Below are 19,951 nucleotides of genomic sequence, written 5' to 3' on the forward strand. Positions count from 1 at the left end.
ATAGGAGGTAATCATGAATAAACTAAAGAAAAATTTAATTTTTATTCCAATAGCAACAGCTATTCTTTCAACATTAGTTTTAATGTATTTAAGTTTTGGGAAAACTGCAAACTACAATAAACAATATTCAATGTTTTTACAAGATATAACTGATAATAATATATCTAAGGTAATAATTAATAATAGCTCAAAGCTTACTGTATTTTTAAAGGATGGTAGTAAATATTCTACTGAAAATCCTAATAGTCCTACATTAAAGGAAGAGTTATTAAAAAATAATATAGATATTTCAGACGAAAATATAAATAGTCCTTCTAAAACTATTACTTCTATGGTTCTTTTAGCTTCAATAATTTCTATTGTTTTTATATCTATGGGAAAAAGAAGTGGCTCTAAAATCACTAATCTAGATATAAAGGATTTTTCTGAAGATAAAAATATATTAAATTTTAATTCAGTTGCTGGAAATGAAGAAGCTAAGGAAAGTCTTATGGACATAGTTGACTTTTTAAAAAATCCTGAAAAGTATAAGGAATATGGAGCTAGAATGCCAAAGGGAGTTATACTTTATGGTTCTCCTGGTACTGGTAAAACTCTTCTTGCAAAAGCAGTTGCAGGTGAAGCTAAAGTTCCATTTTATGCTTTAAGTGGTTCTGATTTTGTACAAGTATATGTAGGGGTTGGAGCTGCTAGAATAAGAAATCTATTTAAGAAGGCAAAGGCCCAAGGTAAAGCTGTTATTTTTATTGATGAAATAGATGCAATAGGTAAAAAAAGAGGTGGTTCTAATTCCACTAGTGGAAATGATGAAAGAGATCAAACTTTAAATGCTCTATTAACTGAAATGTCAGGCTTCGGTGAACAAGAAGGTATAGTAGTTATTGCTGCTACTAATAGATTAGATACCCTTGATTCAGCTCTTCTTAGACCTGGTAGATTTGATAGACATATAGAGGTTTCATTACCTGATTTATCTGCAAGAGAAAAAATTATATCTCTTCATTTAGAAAATAAACCTCATAATCATATAAATATAAAAAATATAGCTAAAAAAACCGCTTATTTCTCAGGTGCTAAATTAGAAAGCTTAATTAATGAAGCTGCAATTATAGCAGCTAAAGAAAATTCTCCTTCCTTAACAGAGGAGCATATAAATAAAGCTTATTCAATTGTACTTGCAGGGTATGAAAAGAAGGAAAGAGGGCATTACCTAGAAGAAGATAGACTTTTAACTTCATATCACGAAGCTGGACATGCTCTTATTTCACTTATAAAAACACCTGAGGATAAGGTATCAAAAATTACTATTATTCCTACTACTAATGGTGCTGGTGGATATACTCTAACAATACCAAAGGATAACTCTTATCAAAGATTAGATTATTTAAAAAATAGAATTATGGTTCTACTTGGAGGTAGAGCTGCAGAAGAAATTATTTTTGGAAAAGAAAAAATTTCAACTGGTGCTGAAGGAGACTTAAGCCAAACAACAGAAATGGCTATGGCTATGATTTCAGAATATGGAATGGGAAATACCTTAGGACTATTGAAGTTATCAAAACTAGGTAATCTTTCAACTTCTTATGGAAACCCTATTGTAGAGGAATGTAGAGAATTAGTTAATTTTTTATACGAAGAAACAATAACTACTCTAAAAGAAAATAAAGGTACTTTAGATAAATTAGCTATGGAGCTCTTAGCTAAAGAAACACTGGAAGAAGAGAGAATTTACGAAATTTTAAGTAATAACTAAGAGAGAAGAGGTAAGAGTTACAATGAAAGAATGAATCTTCACTTTTGCTATCGCAAAAGTGAAATAAAAAAATGAAATTAGTTTATTTTTAAATACAACTCCGTAAATACCATAAGCAATTGGTGAAATTCTTAGTAATACTTTTCTTTTTTAGACTAATTTCTATATTGGACAGTTAAAAGTGGATAATTTATTATCCACTTTTAATTCGCAATAGTTTAAATTTAAAAATTAAATCCAACTCAATTTTCTAAACAATGTTCATCATATTCTCATTTACACATAGGATTTATATTATAGTTCATTAGAGTTATTTTTTAAATCTGATGGTACTGATATAACTATACTTGTTCCAATATTAAGTTTGCTTTTTATTTCTATACCATAATTTTCTCCAAAACTAAGCTTTATCCTTTGGTTAACATTTTTTATTCCTATATGATTCTCTTCCTTTATATATTCTGTCTGAAGCTCATTATTAATATATCTACACTTCTCTTCATCCATACCTATACCATCATCACTAATTTCTATAAAGACTTTATCTTTTAAAAGGAAAGATTTTATAGTTAAAATACATTTTTTATTGGTTGGCTTTATTCCGTGATAAATTGCATTTTCTACAATAGGTTGAAGAGTTATCTTTGGCAACATTGTTTCTAATGTTTCATCATCAATATTATAAATAACTTCAAATCTATCCTCATATCTTATTTTTTGTATTTCTAAATATATTTTTATATGTTCAATTTCATTTTCTAAAGTATTCATATACTCTTTTGTATTAAGGCCAATCCTTAAAAGCTTTGAAAGATTTGAAATCATATGACTTCCTTCATTTTCTCCATTTGTGAACTCCATAACCTTCCACCTTATATTCTCTAAAGTATTAAACAGAAAGTGAGAATTTATTTGTGATTGAAGTGCTATAGATCTCGCTTTCTTTAAAAGTCGCATTCTATTATTAAGTTCTTCTTTAAGATATTTAACATCACTCATGGAGCTTTCTAAACCTCTTGATATTATTTTCAGTTCATTTATCTTTGATTTACTGTAAATTGGACTACTATCATTATTTTTCTTTTCTAATATACCAAGTATCTCTTCTATTGGAGTGAAAAGCTTGACAGCTATAAGAAATGAAATAATAAGCACTATACTTATGCTAAAAATTAAAAATCCAATCATTATATCTCTTATTCTATTTACCCTTAATTTATTGTCCTTACCGCTTACTAGAGATATAAAATTCCAATCATTATAATCAGATTGAATATTATTTGTAAAGTATTCTCTTCCTTCTATTGTTATAGTACTACCTTCACCTAAATCTAATCTTTTCATTCCTTCTAATAATTCTACACTGCTAATATTTTTATTTAATAGATTTTTATCTTTGTTAAATACTATTGAATCATTATTTAGTATATAGAAATCCTCGATAATAACATCCTTATTTTCATTTATAAGCTTATTAATACTATCAATGTCTATACTAACAACTACTACCCCACTTTTCTCACTAGAATATATAGGTATGGATCTAAAAAATGATATTGTATTTTTTTCTGGAATAACAGATGTCCAATAACTTTTAGATATATTATTATTAAATTCCTCTTCAATAGTATCACTGTACTTCCAATCTATATAGGATATATTACTTGTAACAACCTTATAGCCACTTTTTTCAGAGTAAATACAAATAGAGTCTATGAAATCCCCATAATATACATAAGTATTTATTACCTTTTCAACACTATTTATACTCTTAATCATGTCTGAATCTTTTTCATTATAATTCTGCCTATTAAATCTCAATATATTTTCTACTTCTAAGTCTGTAGCAAGACTTAAAAGAGCTGTTTCAACCTGTCTGCTTATCATATCAATGCTATCTTTTGTTCTAGACAAAGCTGCCTGGTTAGCACTCATTATCTGCTCATTATATATATTGTTTAAATAGTTAAAAGCAATAAATATGGCTAAAAATAGTGGAAGAGTTATAAAAAGATTAATAGTTATAAAATACTTTACTAAAATACTGTTAAATCTGTATTCCTTTATATATTTATATATATTTAAACTTTTAATTTTTCTCATAATAACTCCTATTTATCTTCTCTTGCCTTATTAGATTTATTGCTTATAAACATCCCCCTATATTTATTAGGAGTATATCCTGTATAATTTTTAAATATCTTGTAAAAGTATTTTAGATTTTTATATCCCACAAGCTCTGATATTTCATATACCTTCAAATTTCTATTATTTAATAGTTCTTTGGCTCTTTCCATTCTTTTTTGGGTAACATAATCACTAAAGTTAATCCCCATTTCTTTCTTATAAATCTTACTTAAATAAACAGGGCTCAAGAATACAGTTTCAGCTACTTTTTCTAAAGTTAAGTCATACATATAGTTTTCTTCAATATATTTATTTGCTTTTTTTATAGCTAATCTTGAATTGTTATTATTATTTTCTTCAATACCATTAATTGCTGAATTTATATATTCTTCACAAACTTGAAGTGCATTATTATAATTTTCTGCATCATTAATTTTTCTTATGATAGCCTTTAAATCTTCTTTAATAGTCAATCCTAAATAGTGACTATTTATTCTATTTAGTAGAAGTAATAATGTGTTCTCTAAAAATTTTAGTCCAGAATTAAATGGCATATTGATTGCCTTAGTAGAAATATCATTGAAAATACTGTATATAGAAGGCTTGTCAAAGTTTAAAAAGGACTCTATCAAATTGGATTGTAGGTCTATAAGAACACTAAAGTCCTGCTGAGCTTCTATTGCCCTTTTCTTTTCCTGTTTCATTTTTTCATTAATTATTTTCAAACTATCAAGGTCGTTTTTTATCTTTATAAATTTATCTTTAATTTCATCAATCTCTATAGGTTTTACTATATAAGAAATAACATTATACTCTAAAGCTTTTTTAGCATATTCAAACTCCTGATATCCGCTCATTAAAACAACTTTTATATTTAGAGAATTTTCGTATACATATTTAGCTACTTCAAGCCCAGATTTCTTATTCATCCTAATATCACAAAGCACTACATCTACAGACATAGAATTCATGTAATCAATTACATCTTCTCCATCTTCAAATTTCATTACAACCTTAAATCCCATATCTGCCCAATCAATAAATCTACTTAATCCTTCTCTTATGTTCTTTTCGTCATCTGCAATAACTAGATTATACACTTATATCACCACCAGCTCATAAGTCTCATTTTTTTATACTTACTTATATTATTCTTCACAATATAAAATAATCCTTTATATCTCACATTTTAAATATCCTTAAATCATTAAAGGAGCTGTGCACAATGTAGAATGAATAATGTAAAATTAAGGAGCTGTCGCGACAGCTCCTTTATTAATATACTCTTATTTCATAAATACAAATTCTTTTTGAACCCCATGTATTTAAAGGTTTAATTCTTATTCTATTACATCTAATTTCATCAACTTTAGTACAACTTAGTCGTCTATGATTATCTCTAATCTCTCTTTTTTCTACTAATTCTATTCCATGATAAAATTCAATATCATAATCTCTTACTATTTCCTCTGGAGTCCCTTGATGCTGACGATTTCTAACACTATGAGTTAGAGAAATCATTATTTCTCTTGAAAGATTAGAATCAAATTTCAATAATATTTCCTTAGGTGAAATAATATTATTAAAAGAAAGCTCAATCCATGGATACTTATCCTCCTCTTGTGGAATCCATGCATTAATTTTATCTTTAATAGTTCTTGAATATCCATTAATAATATTTTCAGGTTGACAGTTTTCTAAGAAACTTGATGCACTTATCTTTGAGTTTAGTGCTAAATCACCTATATCTTCATTTTTAAACCCTGGTATATAGCAGTCTGCTTTCATAAGCTTTTGCTGAAGCTCATGTATATGCTCATTAATCTCCCTTGGAAAAACTTTTTTGTTTGTACACATAGCTGCCGCTGTACCAGCTGCTTGTCCTATAACTGCACAAGTTGCCATAACTCTTGTAGATCCAAAGGCCATATGTGAAGCACTTATATCTCTTCCTGCCACCATTAAATTCTTTATGTTTTTTGAATATATACTTCTATAAGGTATTGTATATAAATCTTCCATCATAATAAAGTCATTTGGCTCTCTTCTAGTTCTGATTCCACCTACGGTATGCATGTCCATAGGCCAACCACCATATGCTATTGCATCATCAAATATCTTACCCTCAAATAAATCTTGCTCTTTTAATATATAGTCTCCTACTATTCTTCTACTTTCTCGTTTCCCTGGCAAAAATCCTACCCAATCTAATGCAAAATTATCTGCATAGTGATTTCCTGAATTTTTGATATGATCCCATACACCATATACAGCCTTTAGAAGTTCATCTCTTATAACTTCTCCATCCTGAATAACATCAAGATCATCTCCGCCAATTTCAATCCACCAGTATCCACTGTTAATTTCATGATGTTGCCTATAAGCTAAATCTTCCTCTTGATAAGTATTTGCCCAGCTTGGTTTTATAAACTCAACTTTTTTCCTCATATCTACTGCCGAAAATAATAGAGTGTTCCCCATAGTATGATTATCTGATTTTTCAGGAGCAAACTTTTCTCCAAACTTATCTTTTCCTTCTCTTCCACTCATATATTCCGCCCCAGATAAATAAGCTATAGTACCATCTCCTGTAGCATCTATAAATATTTCTCCATTTAACTCAAATATCTTTTCTGTAGTTAATTGTTCTGCCATAACTCTTATAATCTTATCTTCATCTTTAATTAGGTCTGTAACATGGGTATTTAAATATAAATCAAGATTTTCTTGAAATCTTGTTTTCTCCCATAAGATAGTATCCAATATAGAGAAAGAATTACTTTTATTAGCCATTTTATTGTCTAATAAAATTTCTTCTATTATTCCAGTTTCTCTAGCATTTTTTCTGAAACCATGATAATCAGCTCCACATATATGCATTCTTATTTCAGAACTAGCATTACCTCCTAATACTGGTCTATTATTTATAAGAGCAGTCTTTTCTCCTTGTCTAGCACTAGCTATAGCGGCACATACTCCTGCCATTCCTCCACCTATAACTATCACTTTATAATCTTTAATTTCTATTTTTTTATTCATTCTTATACCTCACAAATTTAACCTTTTACTGAACCAGAAGTAATACCTTGAATAAAGTACCTCTGTAAAAATATAAATATTAAAGCAACTGGTATAGATACAAATATGGATGCTGCCATCATATTAGACCAATTATTTTGAAATTCCCCCATATATGTTAGTGATAATCCAGGAGCTAAAGTTCTTTTTGTTGCTGAAGTAACAAGAGTTAAAGAGTATAAAAGATCATTCCAGCTCCAAACAAATCCATATATTGCTGTAGAAATTACTCCAGGTACTACTAACGGAAATATTATTTTGTGCATTATAGTCATCCTCGATGCACCATCTATGTTTCCAGATTCTATTAAAGAATCTGGTATCTCGTCAAAATAAGATTTAAGTGTGAGAGTACCCATTGGCAAAGTGAATGTAACAAATGATAATATTAGGGATATATAATTATCTAATAAATTTAAATTACGCATTACTGTATATATTGTAAGAAGCAATACTGCAAAAGGAAACATTTGTGCAGTCATTACCAGCATGATAAGAGATTTTTTTCCCTTATAATTAAATTTCGAAAAGCTATATCCTGCATAAGTACATAGAACTGTAGTTATGAAAGAACTTAGGAATGATACAAACAAACTGTTTCTAAGATATATAAGTATTCTCTCATCTGTTATTACCTGTTTAAAATTATCGAAGGTTATACTTTTAGGAAAGAGACTTGGATTAACACTGAAAGCCTCATTTGCTGGCTTTAATGCAGTTATTATTATCCAATACAATGGTAACAGTACAAATAATCCAACAATAATTAAGGAAATTATAAAGAAAACTTTGAAGCCTTTACCTTTACTATCAAACAACTTATTTTCTGACATAGTATTTCTCCTCCCTTACTTCTCTCTCTGCATTTTTAGATATAAAAACATAAACACAGATAATATAGCAACCCATATTGCTCCTATGGCTGATGCTCTGCCTAAATCCCAATTTTGGAATGCTGTTTTGTACACTTCAACTGATAGTGTAGTAGTTGATATTCCTGGGCCTCCAGAAGTCATAACCCATATAATATCAAAATGTTGCAATCCTGATATAATACCTAAAAGCAAAATAAAGAATATAATATTTTTCATAGATGGAAGAACTATTTTTGTAAAAACTTTAAAGTTATTAGCTCCATCTATTCTTGCTGCTTCAACAATATCATAGGATATACCTTTTAATCCTCCTATAAGAAGTGCCATAAACCAAGGCATATACTGCCATGTTCTTGCAATTATAACTGCCAACATTGAGAATTTAGGATCTGCTAGCCATATAATATTCTCCTTAATAAGTCCTAAACTTCTTAATATATAGTTTAAAACTCCAAATTGGCCATGAAATATCCACATCCATAAAAATCCTATAGCAGTTCCAGGTATTATCCAGTTAACAAGAGTAATACCTCTAAGAAATTCTGAACCTTTAAATCCTTGATTTAATACTATTGCCCATATAAATCCTAAAATAAAGGATAAAAGGGTTGTTCCAATAACAAATATAAATGTATTTGCTAGTATTTTAGTGAAATTAGGATCAGAAATAATATTCTTAAAATTATTTAAACCTATAAAACTCTTTTCATTAGTCAACATTCCAGCCTTGAAAAAGCTATGAGAAACTGATGATAAAAAAGGATATAATACTATTAGAGAAAATACTATCAGGGCTGGAAGTACTAACAGAAAGCCAAATTGGCCATCTGTTAGTTTATTCTTTTTTATAGTTTCATCAGATTTACTCTTTAAAAACAAATTTGATTGCATTTATCGTCCTCCTTAGTCCATGCTTTGCTCAAATCTACTTTGTGCATCCTCCAATGCTTTCTTAGGAGTTTTAGTTCCAAGTAAAGTATTTTGAATTTCTTCTGTAATAATAGTTGCTAACTGACTATCGTTTTCATATTTTTGTGTTTCAGCTTTTTTACCTGTTTCAGTTATTGTAAGCCATTCACTTGCCCACTTATCATTCTTAACCTTATCACTATTAATAGCTGAATTTATTACTGGTACTGATCCTGATGCTTCAAAATATTTTAGAGAAGTTTCTTCACTTATCAAATATTTTATAAATTCTCCTACCTTCTCTGTATCCTTAGCACTCTTAAATATAACTAACTGATGTCCCCAAAGTGTAGATTGAGGCTTATCACCTTTATTTAATACTGGTCTAGCCATTGGTTGTATTGTTTCATCAAGCTTATCTTCAGTCACTCCATTACTCTTAGCTATTCCTCTTGCAAGTATTGCATCATCATAAAATGCAACTTTATTTTGTGCAAATAATTGTCTTGCATCAAATCTTGTTAAATCCATAGCTATATATCCATTATCCTTTAAGCCCTTATACCAAGTTAGAGCTTTTTCATTGGCCTCGCTATTTATAACAACTTTTCCATTATCATCTATATACTGACCTCCAAAAGTCCAAAACCAAGCATTTACATCCTTTGCAATACTTCCTGCTTCTTTTGTTGCTGCTGCATAAGGAATAATATCTTTATCATATTCTTTAATCTTTTTAAGAGCTTCCTCAAACTCTTCTACTGTCTCAGGAACTTTATCAATCCCTGCATTTTTTAATATAGTAGGATTATATACCATACCTATAGATGCTTGTGTCCACGGAACTGCAAGTTGTTTTCCATCAATATTTCCTGAATTTAAAGATGATTCTGGTATGTTTTCCTTCATCCAGTCTTCTCCTAATACTTCATTTAAATCAACAAGCACGTCCATCTTTGCTAAAGTAGCAAGCCAAGCCATATCTACTTGTGCAACATCAAGATCTTGATTACCTTGAGTTCTTATAATTAATTGTTGCAAAGTATTAGCCCATGGCCATCCAACCCATGAAATCTCAGCATTATCAGTAGAAGTATTATAGGTATCAATAATACCTTTTATTGTTTCTTTATTAGCTTCTTCTTCTCCACTCCAACCTGCCCATACTAAGTTTGTCTTTTCCTCTGGCTGGTTGATTGTCTCATTTGTTTTACTAGAACATCCAATTCCAGTAATTAAGCTTAGTACTAAAAGACTTGAAACTAAAACTTTATTTTTTTTCATTTTACCCCTCCATCAAATTTTATATATCTATATGCCTTCTTTACTTGCCTAATCCCATTGTAAATGTTTTCTTAAAGATATTAAATAGTACTATCTTTCAAATTTAGTACTATTTTTTTATCATAAAATTGAGATAATACATTTTCTAATAATAAAAGTATAATATTTTATCCATAAAGTCATAATTTCTAATCCTTAAAATAATTTAAAACCTCTAACTATTTATAAGGTATATGTATAAAATCAACTAAATAAAAAACAAGTAAGTGGAACTTTTTTATTAGTAAGTGGAATTTTAATTTCCCTTTTCCCATACTCTACAAATCCACGTTTCAAATAAAATTGTATTCATAATATCTCCAAAGAAATTACATATTTTCATCAATTTTAGTAAGTATTTTTATTAATGTATCTTGTTCTTCTTTTGAAAGAAAATTTACTCTATGGAATTAAATAGTAACATTCTTACAAAACATGCTATAATTAACTTATAATTACATTGTTATAAGTTGATTATTTATTAAATTACTCAATTAATTAGAATTTGTAGGAGGATTAGAAATGGAAATTTACGAAAAGGCTTTATATACTATGAATGAATTATTTGCAAAGGATTGTCAATTTGCAATGGCTACTGTGAAGGATAATAAACCATCAGTTAGAGTTATTGATACTTTTTTTGAAGATAATTCATTTTATGTAGTTACCTACTCAAAATCACAAAAGGTTCGCGAATTAGAGGAGAACAGTCAAGTTTCACTATGCAATGAATTTTATAGATTTAGTGGAAATGCTTATAATATTGGTCATCCATTATTAGTAGAAAATAGGGAGTTAAGAGAAAAATTAATTAAAGTATTTGAGCCTTGGTACTTTGCACATAATAATGAAAATGATGAAAATATGTGTTACGTAAAAATTGAACTGGAAGATGGATTTTTCTATAAAGATGGAATAGGCTATAAAGTAAACTTTCAACTAAAAGAAGTTGAAGAATTTCCATTTGATTTAAATACTGAACCAGTATCATAATTACTAACTTCCAATTCTAGAGCTTACGATGGAACAAGCAGTACTATATTTTTTACAACTCATGCCAATGAGTTGTTTCCTTCAGTTTTAAAGAGGAGCTATATCCTATTGTGGTGACTTGGAGCTGGCGACGGAACAAGCAATACTATATAGCTCCTGGATTTTAATAGTCTAATTGTTTTAATCTTATAATTACTTGTTCTTCTGAAGCACTTTCTAATTTATAAGATATTATTTTTCTTTCAATTTCTTTAGAAACCTTGTCTGAATTACTGAAAAGATCTCTTGCTACGTTTATAGCATAAGCAAGGACTGTAGCTACTCCACCACTACCTAACTCAAAACCCATACTTTCCGTTTCTGATAATTGACTTTTCATCAATTTATATATTTCCTTGCAATAAGCACCCTTAATAATTATTTTATCGTATTTAAATTGTAAAGCTGTTAATAGTTCTTCTGGATTATAAGCTTCAAAAGCTGGATTTTCTTTTTCTAAAGTTAAAAGCTCATCTAATACAGTTCCTGGAGTTTTTCCTAAAGCTTCTGCTAATGCTAGTATTACTTTATTAGAATAATTCTCTACACTCTTTTTTGTGTGAGTTGCTAATAACTGCTGACTTACCCCTGTTTTTTTATAAATCTCATATCTCTTACTATTATTTCTTTGCAAATATAAATCTAAGAAATTCATAATTATACCCCCTAAGTTTTTATTAATAATATTTATTTTATTACTAAAATATTTTTTACTACTAATTTAATTATATTCTCTTATATATAATTTGTCCATATATTTGTAGGAATTTTCAAAATATTTTCTTAAGCATATAAACAAAAATAGAGCTGTCTAAACAGCTCTAAATTAAAAATATATTTTCATCATAGTTACTCTATGAAATATCTTTTATCTAAAATTTTTATTTTTTATTGTTAAATTTATTTCTCTAGTATCTTTAATTTCTTCAATTACATCTTCATCACCTTTGAAATATCTTATTCCTTTGGGAGATATTTTTACAGTTAATTCCTTCCTATTATCTAACCCTTTTTCAAAGTTTAATCTTCGTAATGAATACCCATAGCATACACCATCTTCATCTACCCCACCGGTGTCTATCCCTGTATTGCTATCAACTATAAAGTCCTCTCCACTTATGTCTATATCCAAAGAATACATTTCTGTATTATCCATATCTATTTTATTATTATTTATAATTTTATATACTAACAATACTTGATCTCCACGATAATCTACAGCTTCAATATTAAGAGTATGATTTTCGGTATGAAAATCCTCTTTAACTACTAATCCATTTTCTGTGTATTTAATTCCTAATCCCCATTTATTATTTAATACTTTAATTACTGGTCCAAATATAGGTAATTCTTCTGCTAAAGAAGGCTTAATAAAATTAGTACCTATTAATAATGCAATGATTAGTCCAGCAACTTTTAATACATTCTTTTTAATTGTCTTCTTTTTCTTTGATTCTATCTCTTCGTATACTTTATCAAGCTTCCTTCTTAAAGAAGTTGGAATTTCTATATCATTATCTTTATAAAGATTATTTAAACTCTTATCTAAATCTATCATTACATTATCTCCTTTCCATTTATAATTTTTGAAAGTTTATCTTTTGCTCTAGATAATCGTGATTTAACAGTTCCTTCAGCTATTCCAATAATTTTTGAAACTTCACTTATCTTTAAATCTTCAAAATAAAATAATATAATAACTAGTCTTAATTCTTCTGGTAAAGAATTAATAGCAATCTTCAAATCTAAATTTTCATATTTATCTCTATATTGCTCTTCAATAACCTTATCTAAACTTATACACTTTTTATTAAAATTATAGATTTTATTACATTCATTAATAAGAATCTTTATAAGCCATGTTTTAAATAATTCTTCATTTTTTAAAGTATTAATATTTGAATAAGCCTTTAATATAGTATTTTGTATGGCATCTTCTATGTCTTCTTCATTATTTAAAATTCCTTTTGCTACTCTGTATACCCCTTTAATATTTTCTTCAATTAATTCAGTAAATGCTTTTCCATCTCCCTTCTTAGCCTTAGAAATTAAATTCCCCTTATTTCCCCGAAACATCTAATTACCCCCTTCTTTATTCTTATCTATTAGATACTTTATACTGCATAAAAGTTCATAAAATATAGTTTTTTAAAAAATTAAAATAAAAAGGATTCTCATTTGAATCCTCTTTATATACTTTAAAATATATTTCCTATTTATTAAATTTATATAAGTATTTCTTTTGACTTATTTAAAGCTACTTCTATGACTTTATCCATATCATAGTATTTATATTCTCCTAGACGTCCACCAAAAATCACATTATTTTCAGAATCTGCAAGCTCACTATACTTATTATATAATTCATTATTTTTATCATCATTTATAGGATAATATGGTTCATCACCAATACTCCACTCTTTACTATATTCTCTGCTTATAATTGTTTTAGGCTGATTTCCAAATTCAAAATGCTTATGCTCTATTATACGTGTATATGGAGTTTCTCTATCAGTATAATTTACAACTGCATTCCCTTGAAAGTTTTCAATATCTAAAGTTTCATTTTCAAAGGCTATACTTCTATATTGAAGAACTCCTAATTTATAATTAAAATATGCATCTATAGGTCCTGTATAAACTACTTTTCCTGCAATACTATTCCACTTATCTTTTTCCTTAAGATAATCTGTATTTAATTTCACTTCAATTCCATCTATCATTTTTTTAACCATATTACTATACCCACCTATAGCTATACCTTGATACCTATCATTAAAGTAATTATTATCATAAGTAAATCTTACTGGTAACCTTCTTATTATAAATGAAGGAAGTTCACTACAAGGTCTTCCCCATTGTTTTTCAGTATATCCCTTAATTAACTTCTCATATATATCTCTTCCAACTAAATTAATTGCTTGCTCTTCTAAATTTCTTGGATTTTCAACATAGTTATCACTGCATTGTTTTCTAATTTCTTTTTTAGCTTCCTCTGGTGTTTTAACACCCCACATTTTATTGAAGGTATTCATATTAAAAGGAAGATTATAAATTTCACCACAATAATTGGCTACAGGACTATTTGTATATCTATTAAAATCAGCAAAATTATTTACATAATCCCATACTTCTTTATTGTTTGTATGAAAAATATGTGCACCGTATTTATGAACATTAATGTCTTCAATTTTATCTGTATAAATATTCCCTGCTATATGATTACGTTTTTCTAATATTAAACATTTCTTTCCTCGTTTTTTTGCTTCATGTGCAAATACAGCTCCATAAAGTCCAGCTCCAACAATTAAAAAATCATATTTTTTACTCATAGTTTACCTTCCTACTATATCAGTTAAATCCTACAACTAGCTGAGATATTTTATATATTCCTATGCAAATTTTACGCCCTATTAAACCTGGTAAATTAATAAGTTGTCCCATTAATTTATATCTAAGAGTACGATATAAATTTACATCTTTATCTTTAATATATTTCCATAATTCCTTCTTCTTCTTTAAATTTTCTTCCGTGCCTGAACGTATAAGCAATACCCCTGATATAGCAGTAATAATTTCTAAATAATTAATCATATATTTATAAAGTTTCTTATTGGTTATATCTTCTAAATCAATATTTTCTATCATTAATTTGTTAACCTTTATTTGTTGATCTATCCTTTTTATCATTACCTTCTCATTTACTGACTGATCTTCTCTACCAATAAGATATCTATAAAATTCAGTATTTATATAAAACATCTTCTTTACATTTTTAAGAGGTAAATATACAAATAAATTATCAACATAAAAAGTATGCTTTGGAAGAACTAGTCTACATTCTTTTAAAACCTCAGTTCTGTATATAACTGAATGCATTAAAATATACTGTCCTTTACGGAAAGTTCCAATATCATCCCAGGTAAATATTTTTTCCTCTGGAAGAACATTATCATATTTCATAACCTTCTTAAATTTAGCATTTTCTTTTTCATATACAAAATTACTGATTATCATATCAACATATTCTCTATTATTATAGAAATCTTTTATAGCATCTAATATCTTAAAGTAAGCTCTAGTATCTACCCAATCATCACTATCAACAACTTTCAGATATAACCCTGTTGCGTTTTTCACTCCAGTATTTATAGCCTCACCATGTCCACCATTTTCTTGATGAATTGCTTTAATAATTGATGGATATTTATTAGCATAAGACTCTGCAATTTCAGCTGTTTTGTCCTTTGAGCCATCATTTACTATAAGTATTTCTACATCATCTCCACCTGGTAAAAGCGACTCTATACAATATTTCATATAGTTTTCTGAATTATAACAAGGAATTATTATTGATAATAACTTCATAATTACACGACCTTTACTTATTCTTTATAATTTTAAATTACCTTTAATAATATGTAATTAAACCCATTTTTTTCTAAGTATAATTATATCATTTGCTATTGCCAAATAAAATACTGTTTATTTCATAACCCCCACTAAATTTTCTTAATTTTTTCTGATAATTTATATTACAAATCTAATAGTAAAAAAAAATCACACTATTAATAAAACATATTAATGGTGTGATTTTTATAATCAATAAATATAATTATAAATTTTTAAGAAGACTTGATAACTTACCGTATAATTCTTCTTTGTCTTCTGATTCAACTTTATAAACCTTATGATTTGGTATTCTAATATACCCCTTACGCCAAACTTCTATTATTCCAGGCTTACCATCAGTATTTTCAAATAAAATAAATTGTGCATCTCCTCCAGTAGCATCACTAAAGTTAAAAATCCTTTTATACTTATACTTTTCTAATAAATCAAATACTTTCTCACCATTACCTGAATCTAATTCAATCATATCAAAACTAGTAATATTTCCATATACATTAACTTTTTCATAATTTATGTTTTTACCTATATTTACTGTTTTATATATGTCTACAGGTCTTGAAAAATAAAATGCAAACGAGATACAAACTATTAATATTACTACCAAATTCATTATATTCTTTTTGTAGTTCTTTATTATATTTTCTTTGTTATTATCATCTTTATGATCAGCTTTTTTTCTTTTTCCTAATAAAATGTAATTATATATTATAAATATAATTGTCATAAAGACTAATCCTATAGAAATCAAGTATAAATAATTGCTTATCATTCTGTTCCTCCTATTTTAAACATATTAATAGCTACTAAGGATATATTCATTCCATTTAACTATTATTTCTTCTTTTGTCGTGTCTATAATCTTTTCTATATCATCAGGATTTTTAATTAAATCAATTATCTTATCATATCCATATTCATTAATAATAAATTCTACAAAGCCCCCTGATAGAAAATATGGTTGTTCTAGTTTTCCATAGTAATTTTTCATTTCATCTATGTATGGAAGTTTATTTATACTCTTTAGCTGAGAAATTAGTAACTTCTACCTTGAAAACAGTTACTGCCTTAGCATGCTTGTCCTCAAAAGTAAAATCCTTTCCTGTTTGATGCTTCATAAGTAATGAAAGAGCAATCTTCTTTTCCTCCATATCTTCAACTATTGATGCAACACCATTTCCTGTAATACTTTTGAAATAAAATCCATATAAACAAGCAAGCTTAGCCTCAATTAATTTATGTTCACAATCCATTTCAAATGCTACCTCTGAATTTTCCTCTATAGCATCTAATTTTCTTCCTTCCTTAGCAGAATGGCAATATAAAGTTAACTTACTATCTAAATAGGAATATCCAAAATTAAGTGGTACAATATATAAACCTTCCTTATCCTTCATAGCTAACCTAACAACCTTGCAATTATTTATTATTTCCATCTTTTCGTTAATATCTGTTACTTCTCTATCTTTTCTTCTCATGGTTCTCATAGTCATCCACCTTTCAATTCTTTAAAATATTATACTCTTATTTACTCTTTTTAACAATAAAGATAATATTTACTTCCTTAATGCATAAACACTATTTTAAAAATGGATTTATTTTATTTGAATGTTTATAATTTATGACTTTTTTTAAATTAAATATATTATTCTCATCTCTTATAGAATTATAGTTTAAAATTAATGTATGATAAGAATATATATTATCACGCATTTGTATTATTAATTCATCATACTATTAAATTGTAAGAAATAATTTAGAGATTATTAAATAGATTATTGAAAAAGTTATAGGAGAAAATAATGAAGAAAAAATATTGTATAATTTCAAATATAGTTCTTCTTTTATGGTATTTTTTAGCTATGATAGGAATTAAATTTGAAAATAAATATTTAGTTACACCCTCATATAAAGAAGATTGGATTTTTATGATTATCCCCTTAATGGCATTTATTATATTCATAATAAAAGAGAATATAGGACAGTATATTCTTTTATTATGGAATTCACTGTGGATTATCCTTCAATTTTTAAGTCATGAATGGTATACCCTATTCGGAAGTGGATTTATGGGCAGTACTGAAGGGAAAATTGAATATTTTAAGGAGACAATTAAAATTTTCAGCTCAGAGACAGTATATATTCCCGATGCTTATCACATTATTCTACATATATTAATAGCTATTACTTTAGTTATAAATATAATCTATTCTGTCAAGCAAAAATTAAAGAGAAAAAATTCAATTTTATCAAGCAAATTAGATAAGCAATTTTAAACTATTACAAATCAAAAGTGGATAAATTCAATTATCCACTTTTACAGCCTCCATTATCTTACTTATCTCTTAACTATTACTTCTTACTTCTTACTTCTTCCATAGTTCATTCTTTCATTTTTTCATTCTTTCTTGATTATATTTTCTTCTGGATATGGAACCACATAGGCATCTTTAAAGCCCTCATTTTGCAATCTAATTACTTCCTCTTCAGCAGTTTCATAATCTCTATAATATCCTATACAAATTCTCCAGCCCTCTCTTGTAGGAGTCTTTGGCTTTTTCACTGGAATATCAATTAAAACTTTATTAACCATAGTTAAACAAGCTCTTGCTACCATGTATCCATACTTTATGCTACTAAAGTTTTTTTCTATGTCTTCATTTGATAAAAATTCAGCATTAATAATAACTGCAGGCATCTTAGTTTCCCTTAAAATAGTATAGCTACCTTCCTTTATTCCTCTATCCTTAGATTTTAAATTAGCAAGTAATTCATCCTTTAAAAATCTTGCTAATTCTTCTGATTTATGTCCCTTTTCAAATATTACAATTTCGGTTCCAGTAACAGAATTATCTACAAAGGAGTTCATATGGAAGCTAACAAAATAATCTGCCTCCCAATTATTTGCTATTTCTACTCTGTCCATGACATCTAAGTATATATCAGATGCTCTTGTAAGCAATACTATTTCACCGTTTCTTTCTAATAATCTTTTTGCCTCATAAACAGCTTCTAAAACTATATCAGATTCTCTTCTTCCATTTTTGCCCACTGTTCCTGAGTCTTTTCCACCGTGACCTGCATCCAATACCCATTTTGCCAACTCTTTCCCTCCCATTATTTATATAGTAATAATATAAATATTGCATTACTTTATAATTTAGTATATTGGGAATTTCGATAGTTGGTTACAAATTTAATTTTTATCATTACTATTTCAACAAAAAATGTATAAATGTTATATTCCTAGCTCTAAAATATATTTTCATTTATGATATTTAAAAATTCTTCTATTTTATCTACTTCCCCAACACCTTGGGCTAAAGTCTTACTTCCCCCACCTTTACCATTAACTATATAAATATATTCTTTAAGTATTTGTCCCATATTAATATTTTCTATATTTTTTGAAGAAGCAAGAATTATATTAGCTTTTTCCTTAAGTCTTATTGCAAATAAACAGATAATATTATCTCTTTCGGTTATTTTATTAGCAAGTCTTGTAACATAATCTATTGATTTATTAAAATATATCTTCTTAATAATAATATATTTTCCTAGATTTTCTCCTTCTTTAATAAGTACTTCTTCTTCATAATTCAATAATTCTTCTTCTAATATCTTTTTTTCCTTTTTTATTTCTTCTAAGGAATTCTTTAAATTTTTTATTCCATTTAAGGCTTCATATTCATTACTATTTAAATAATTACAAATTTCTCTAAGGACTTTATCTTTAAGTAATGAATCCTTAATAGCTCTTTCTCCTGCTAAGAATTCTATTCTTGTATTTCCTTTGTTTTTCTCAAACTTTTTAATCTTTATCATCCTTAAATCTGATGTTTTGCTAGGATGAACACCACAACAAGCATTAATATCTAAATCACCTATTTTAACTACTCTAATATCCTCTTCTGTATTAGGTAAGTCTCTCCTTAAATTCATATCATTTAATTCTTCTTCATTAGGAACTAAAAAACTTACTTCTATTCCCTTATGAATTACTTCATTAGCTAAGACTTCTGCTTTTCTAACCATTTCTTCATTAAGTTCACCTATAATATCTACTGTACTTATTTCTTTCCCTAGATGAATACTTACTGTATTGGCATTAAATAATTTAAAAAAGCAGCCTGATAATATATGTTGACCTAAATGCTGATGCATTCCATCTTCTCTTCTATTCCAATCTATTTTACAGAATACAGTATCATTAATTTTACAGGATTCTTTTAATACATGATAAATTAAATTATTTTCTTCATAAACTTCTAAAACTTCATTATCATTTATGTATCCTAAATCACAGCTTTGCCCTCCTCCCCCTGGGAAAAAGGCAGTTTTATCTAAAACTATATGATAAATATCATCAACTTCTTTAACTTCTATTACCTTAGCATCAAATTCCTTTATATATTGATTTTCATAGTATAACCTTTCCAAAGTA

Annotated in this window: 19 protein-coding genes; 3 read left to right on the top strand and 16 right to left on the bottom strand. The window is 27.6% G+C overall.

What is annotated here, in order from left to right:
• Positions 1-13 precede the first annotated feature (13 nt).
• The gene (locus ACFYH6_RS14990) at positions 14-1,753 is read left to right on the top strand and encodes an ATP-dependent metallopeptidase FtsH/Yme1/Tma family protein (RefSeq protein WP_416180120.1); all 1,740 of its coding nucleotides are present in this window, start codon (positions 14-16) and stop codon (positions 1,751-1,753) included.
• 294 nt (positions 1,754-2,047) lie between these two features.
• On the opposite strand, the gene ACFYH6_RS14995 is transcribed toward ACFYH6_RS14990, so the two are convergent.
• The 6 genes from ACFYH6_RS14995 to ACFYH6_RS15020 form a co-directional block, all read right to left on the bottom strand.
• Positions 2,048-3,856 carry a sensor histidine kinase gene (locus ACFYH6_RS14995; RefSeq protein WP_416180119.1) on the bottom strand — a complete coding sequence of 603 codons (1,809 nt, stop codon included), beginning with the start codon at positions 3,854-3,856 and terminating at the stop codon, positions 2,048-2,050.
• Positions 3,857-3,864: 8 nt separating this feature from the next.
• Positions 3,865-4,980: a response regulator transcription factor gene (locus ACFYH6_RS15000; RefSeq protein ID WP_416180118.1), complete on the bottom strand. Its 1,116-nt coding sequence runs from the start codon at positions 4,978-4,980 to the stop codon at positions 3,865-3,867.
• Between the two features lie 175 nt (positions 4,981-5,155).
• Entirely contained in the window at positions 5,156-6,919 is a 1,764-nt protein-coding gene (locus ACFYH6_RS15005) for an FAD-dependent oxidoreductase (protein WP_416180117.1), read from the bottom strand.
• Positions 6,920-6,936: 17 nt separating this feature from the next.
• A complete protein-coding gene (locus ACFYH6_RS15010) occupies positions 6,937-7,791 on the bottom strand; it encodes a carbohydrate ABC transporter permease (protein ID WP_416180116.1) in 855 nt (284 codons plus the stop codon).
• A gap of 15 nt (positions 7,792-7,806) precedes the next feature.
• Positions 7,807-8,724: a carbohydrate ABC transporter permease gene (locus tag ACFYH6_RS15015; RefSeq protein ID WP_416180115.1), complete on the bottom strand. Its 918-nt coding sequence runs from the start codon at positions 8,722-8,724 to the stop codon at positions 7,807-7,809.
• A 12-nt stretch (positions 8,725-8,736) separates the two neighbouring features.
• Entirely contained in the window at positions 8,737-10,026 is a 1,290-nt protein-coding gene (locus ACFYH6_RS15020; RefSeq protein ID WP_416180114.1) for an ABC transporter substrate-binding protein, read from the bottom strand.
• Between the two features lie 561 nt (positions 10,027-10,587).
• Between ACFYH6_RS15020 and ACFYH6_RS15025 the strand changes: the two genes are divergently transcribed.
• Positions 10,588-11,058 carry a pyridoxamine 5'-phosphate oxidase family protein gene (locus ACFYH6_RS15025; RefSeq protein WP_416180113.1) on the top strand — a complete coding sequence of 157 codons (471 nt, stop codon included), beginning with the start codon at positions 10,588-10,590 and terminating at the stop codon, positions 11,056-11,058.
• Between the two features lie 163 nt (positions 11,059-11,221).
• On the opposite strand, the gene ACFYH6_RS15030 is transcribed toward ACFYH6_RS15025, so the two are convergent.
• The 8 genes from ACFYH6_RS15030 to ACFYH6_RS15065 all read right to left on the bottom strand — a co-directional run bounded on the left by ACFYH6_RS15030 (position 11,222) and on the right by ACFYH6_RS15065 (position 16,994).
• On the bottom strand, positions 11,222-11,752 hold the full coding sequence (locus ACFYH6_RS15030) for a helix-turn-helix domain-containing protein (RefSeq protein WP_416180112.1): 531 nt from the start codon (positions 11,750-11,752) through the stop codon (positions 11,222-11,224).
• Positions 11,753-11,965: 213 nt separating this feature from the next.
• Positions 11,966-12,655, bottom strand: a complete 690-nt coding sequence (locus tag ACFYH6_RS15035) for a hypothetical protein (RefSeq protein WP_416180111.1) — start codon at positions 12,653-12,655, stop codon at positions 11,966-11,968.
• Positions 12,655-13,173 carry an RNA polymerase sigma factor gene (locus tag ACFYH6_RS15040; RefSeq protein ID WP_416180110.1) on the bottom strand — a complete coding sequence of 173 codons (519 nt, stop codon included), beginning with the start codon at positions 13,171-13,173 and terminating at the stop codon, positions 12,655-12,657. The genes ACFYH6_RS15035 and ACFYH6_RS15040 overlap by 1 nt, the downstream gene beginning before the upstream one ends.
• 149 nt (positions 13,174-13,322) lie before the next feature.
• A complete protein-coding gene (glf, locus tag ACFYH6_RS15045) occupies positions 13,323-14,429 on the bottom strand; it encodes a UDP-galactopyranose mutase (protein WP_416180109.1) in 1,107 nt (368 codons plus the stop codon).
• Between the two features lie 19 nt (positions 14,430-14,448).
• The gene (locus ACFYH6_RS15050) at positions 14,449-15,465 is read right to left on the bottom strand and encodes a glycosyltransferase family 2 protein (RefSeq protein WP_416180108.1); all 1,017 of its coding nucleotides are present in this window, start codon (positions 15,463-15,465) and stop codon (positions 14,449-14,451) included.
• Positions 15,466-15,712: 247 nt separating this feature from the next.
• Entirely contained in the window at positions 15,713-16,279 is a 567-nt protein-coding gene (locus ACFYH6_RS15055) for a hypothetical protein (protein WP_416180107.1), read from the bottom strand.
• 24 nt (positions 16,280-16,303) lie between these two features.
• Entirely contained in the window at positions 16,304-16,498 is a 195-nt protein-coding gene (locus tag ACFYH6_RS15060) for a hypothetical protein (RefSeq protein ID WP_316342206.1), read from the bottom strand.
• 19 nt (positions 16,499-16,517) lie between these two features.
• On the bottom strand, positions 16,518-16,994 hold the full coding sequence (locus ACFYH6_RS15065) for a pyridoxamine 5'-phosphate oxidase family protein (protein WP_416180106.1): 477 nt from the start codon (positions 16,992-16,994) through the stop codon (positions 16,518-16,520).
• 315 nt (positions 16,995-17,309) lie between these two features.
• On the opposite strand from ACFYH6_RS15065, the gene ACFYH6_RS15070 reads away from it, so the two are divergent.
• The gene (locus tag ACFYH6_RS15070; RefSeq protein WP_416180105.1) at positions 17,310-17,783 is read left to right on the top strand and encodes a hypothetical protein; all 474 of its coding nucleotides are present in this window, start codon (positions 17,310-17,312) and stop codon (positions 17,781-17,783) included.
• Positions 17,784-17,905: 122 nt separating this feature from the next.
• On the opposite strand, the gene ACFYH6_RS15075 is transcribed toward ACFYH6_RS15070, so the two are convergent.
• Positions 17,906-18,610, bottom strand: a complete 705-nt coding sequence (locus ACFYH6_RS15075; protein ID WP_416180104.1) for an N-acetylmuramoyl-L-alanine amidase — start codon at positions 18,608-18,610, stop codon at positions 17,906-17,908.
• A gap of 149 nt (positions 18,611-18,759) precedes the next feature.
• Positions 18,760-19,947, bottom strand: a complete 1,188-nt coding sequence (locus ACFYH6_RS15080) for an alanyl-tRNA editing protein (protein WP_316342202.1) — start codon at positions 19,945-19,947, stop codon at positions 18,760-18,762.
• Positions 19,948-19,951 lie beyond the last annotated feature (4 nt).

The sequence above is a fragment of the Clostridium sp. HCS.1 genome, assembly GCF_047900555.1.
Taxonomy (GTDB): domain Bacteria; phylum Bacillota; class Clostridia; order Clostridiales; family Clostridiaceae; genus Clostridium.

Excerpts from the sequence above, each read along its gene's own strand:
- ACFYH6_RS15005 (WP_416180117.1), bottom strand. The coding sequence starts at position 6,919 with ATGAATAAAAAAATAGAAATTAAAGATTATAAAGTGATAGTTATAGGT.
- glf (WP_416180109.1), bottom strand. The coding sequence starts at position 14,429 with ATGAGTAAAAAATATGATTTTTTAATTGTTGGAGCTGGACTTTATGGA.
- ACFYH6_RS15015 (WP_416180115.1), bottom strand. The coding sequence starts at position 8,724 with ATGCAATCAAATTTGTTTTTAAAGAGTAAATCTGATGAAACTATAAAA.
- ACFYH6_RS15020 (WP_416180114.1), bottom strand. The coding sequence starts at position 10,026 with ATGAAAAAAAATAAAGTTTTAGTTTCAAGTCTTTTAGTACTAAGCTTA.
- ACFYH6_RS15040 (WP_416180110.1), bottom strand. The coding sequence starts at position 13,173 with ATGTTTCGGGGAAATAAGGGGAATTTAATTTCTAAGGCTAAGAAGGGA.
- ACFYH6_RS15025 (WP_416180113.1), top strand. The coding sequence starts at position 10,588 with ATGGAAATTTACGAAAAGGCTTTATATACTATGAATGAATTATTTGCA.
- ACFYH6_RS15050 (WP_416180108.1), bottom strand. The coding sequence starts at position 15,465 with ATGAAGTTATTATCAATAATAATTCCTTGTTATAATTCAGAAAACTAT.
- ACFYH6_RS15065 (WP_416180106.1), bottom strand. The coding sequence starts at position 16,994 with ATGAGAACCATGAGAAGAAAAGATAGAGAAGTAACAGATATTAACGAA.
- ACFYH6_RS15060 (WP_316342206.1), bottom strand. The coding sequence starts at position 16,498 with ATGAAAAATTACTATGGAAAACTAGAACAACCATATTTTCTATCAGGG.
- ACFYH6_RS14990 (WP_416180120.1), top strand. The coding sequence starts at position 14 with ATGAATAAACTAAAGAAAAATTTAATTTTTATTCCAATAGCAACAGCT.
- ACFYH6_RS15055 (WP_416180107.1), bottom strand. The coding sequence starts at position 16,279 with ATGATAAGCAATTATTTATACTTGATTTCTATAGGATTAGTCTTTATG.
- ACFYH6_RS15030 (WP_416180112.1), bottom strand. The coding sequence starts at position 11,752 with ATGAATTTCTTAGATTTATATTTGCAAAGAAATAATAGTAAGAGATAT.
- ACFYH6_RS14995 (WP_416180119.1), bottom strand. The coding sequence starts at position 3,856 with ATGAGAAAAATTAAAAGTTTAAATATATATAAATATATAAAGGAATAC.
- ACFYH6_RS15010 (WP_416180116.1), bottom strand. The coding sequence starts at position 7,791 with ATGTCAGAAAATAAGTTGTTTGATAGTAAAGGTAAAGGCTTCAAAGTT.
- ACFYH6_RS15070 (WP_416180105.1), top strand. The coding sequence starts at position 17,310 with ATGAAGAAAAAATATTGTATAATTTCAAATATAGTTCTTCTTTTATGG.
- ACFYH6_RS15035 (WP_416180111.1), bottom strand. The coding sequence starts at position 12,655 with ATGATAGATTTAGATAAGAGTTTAAATAATCTTTATAAAGATAATGAT.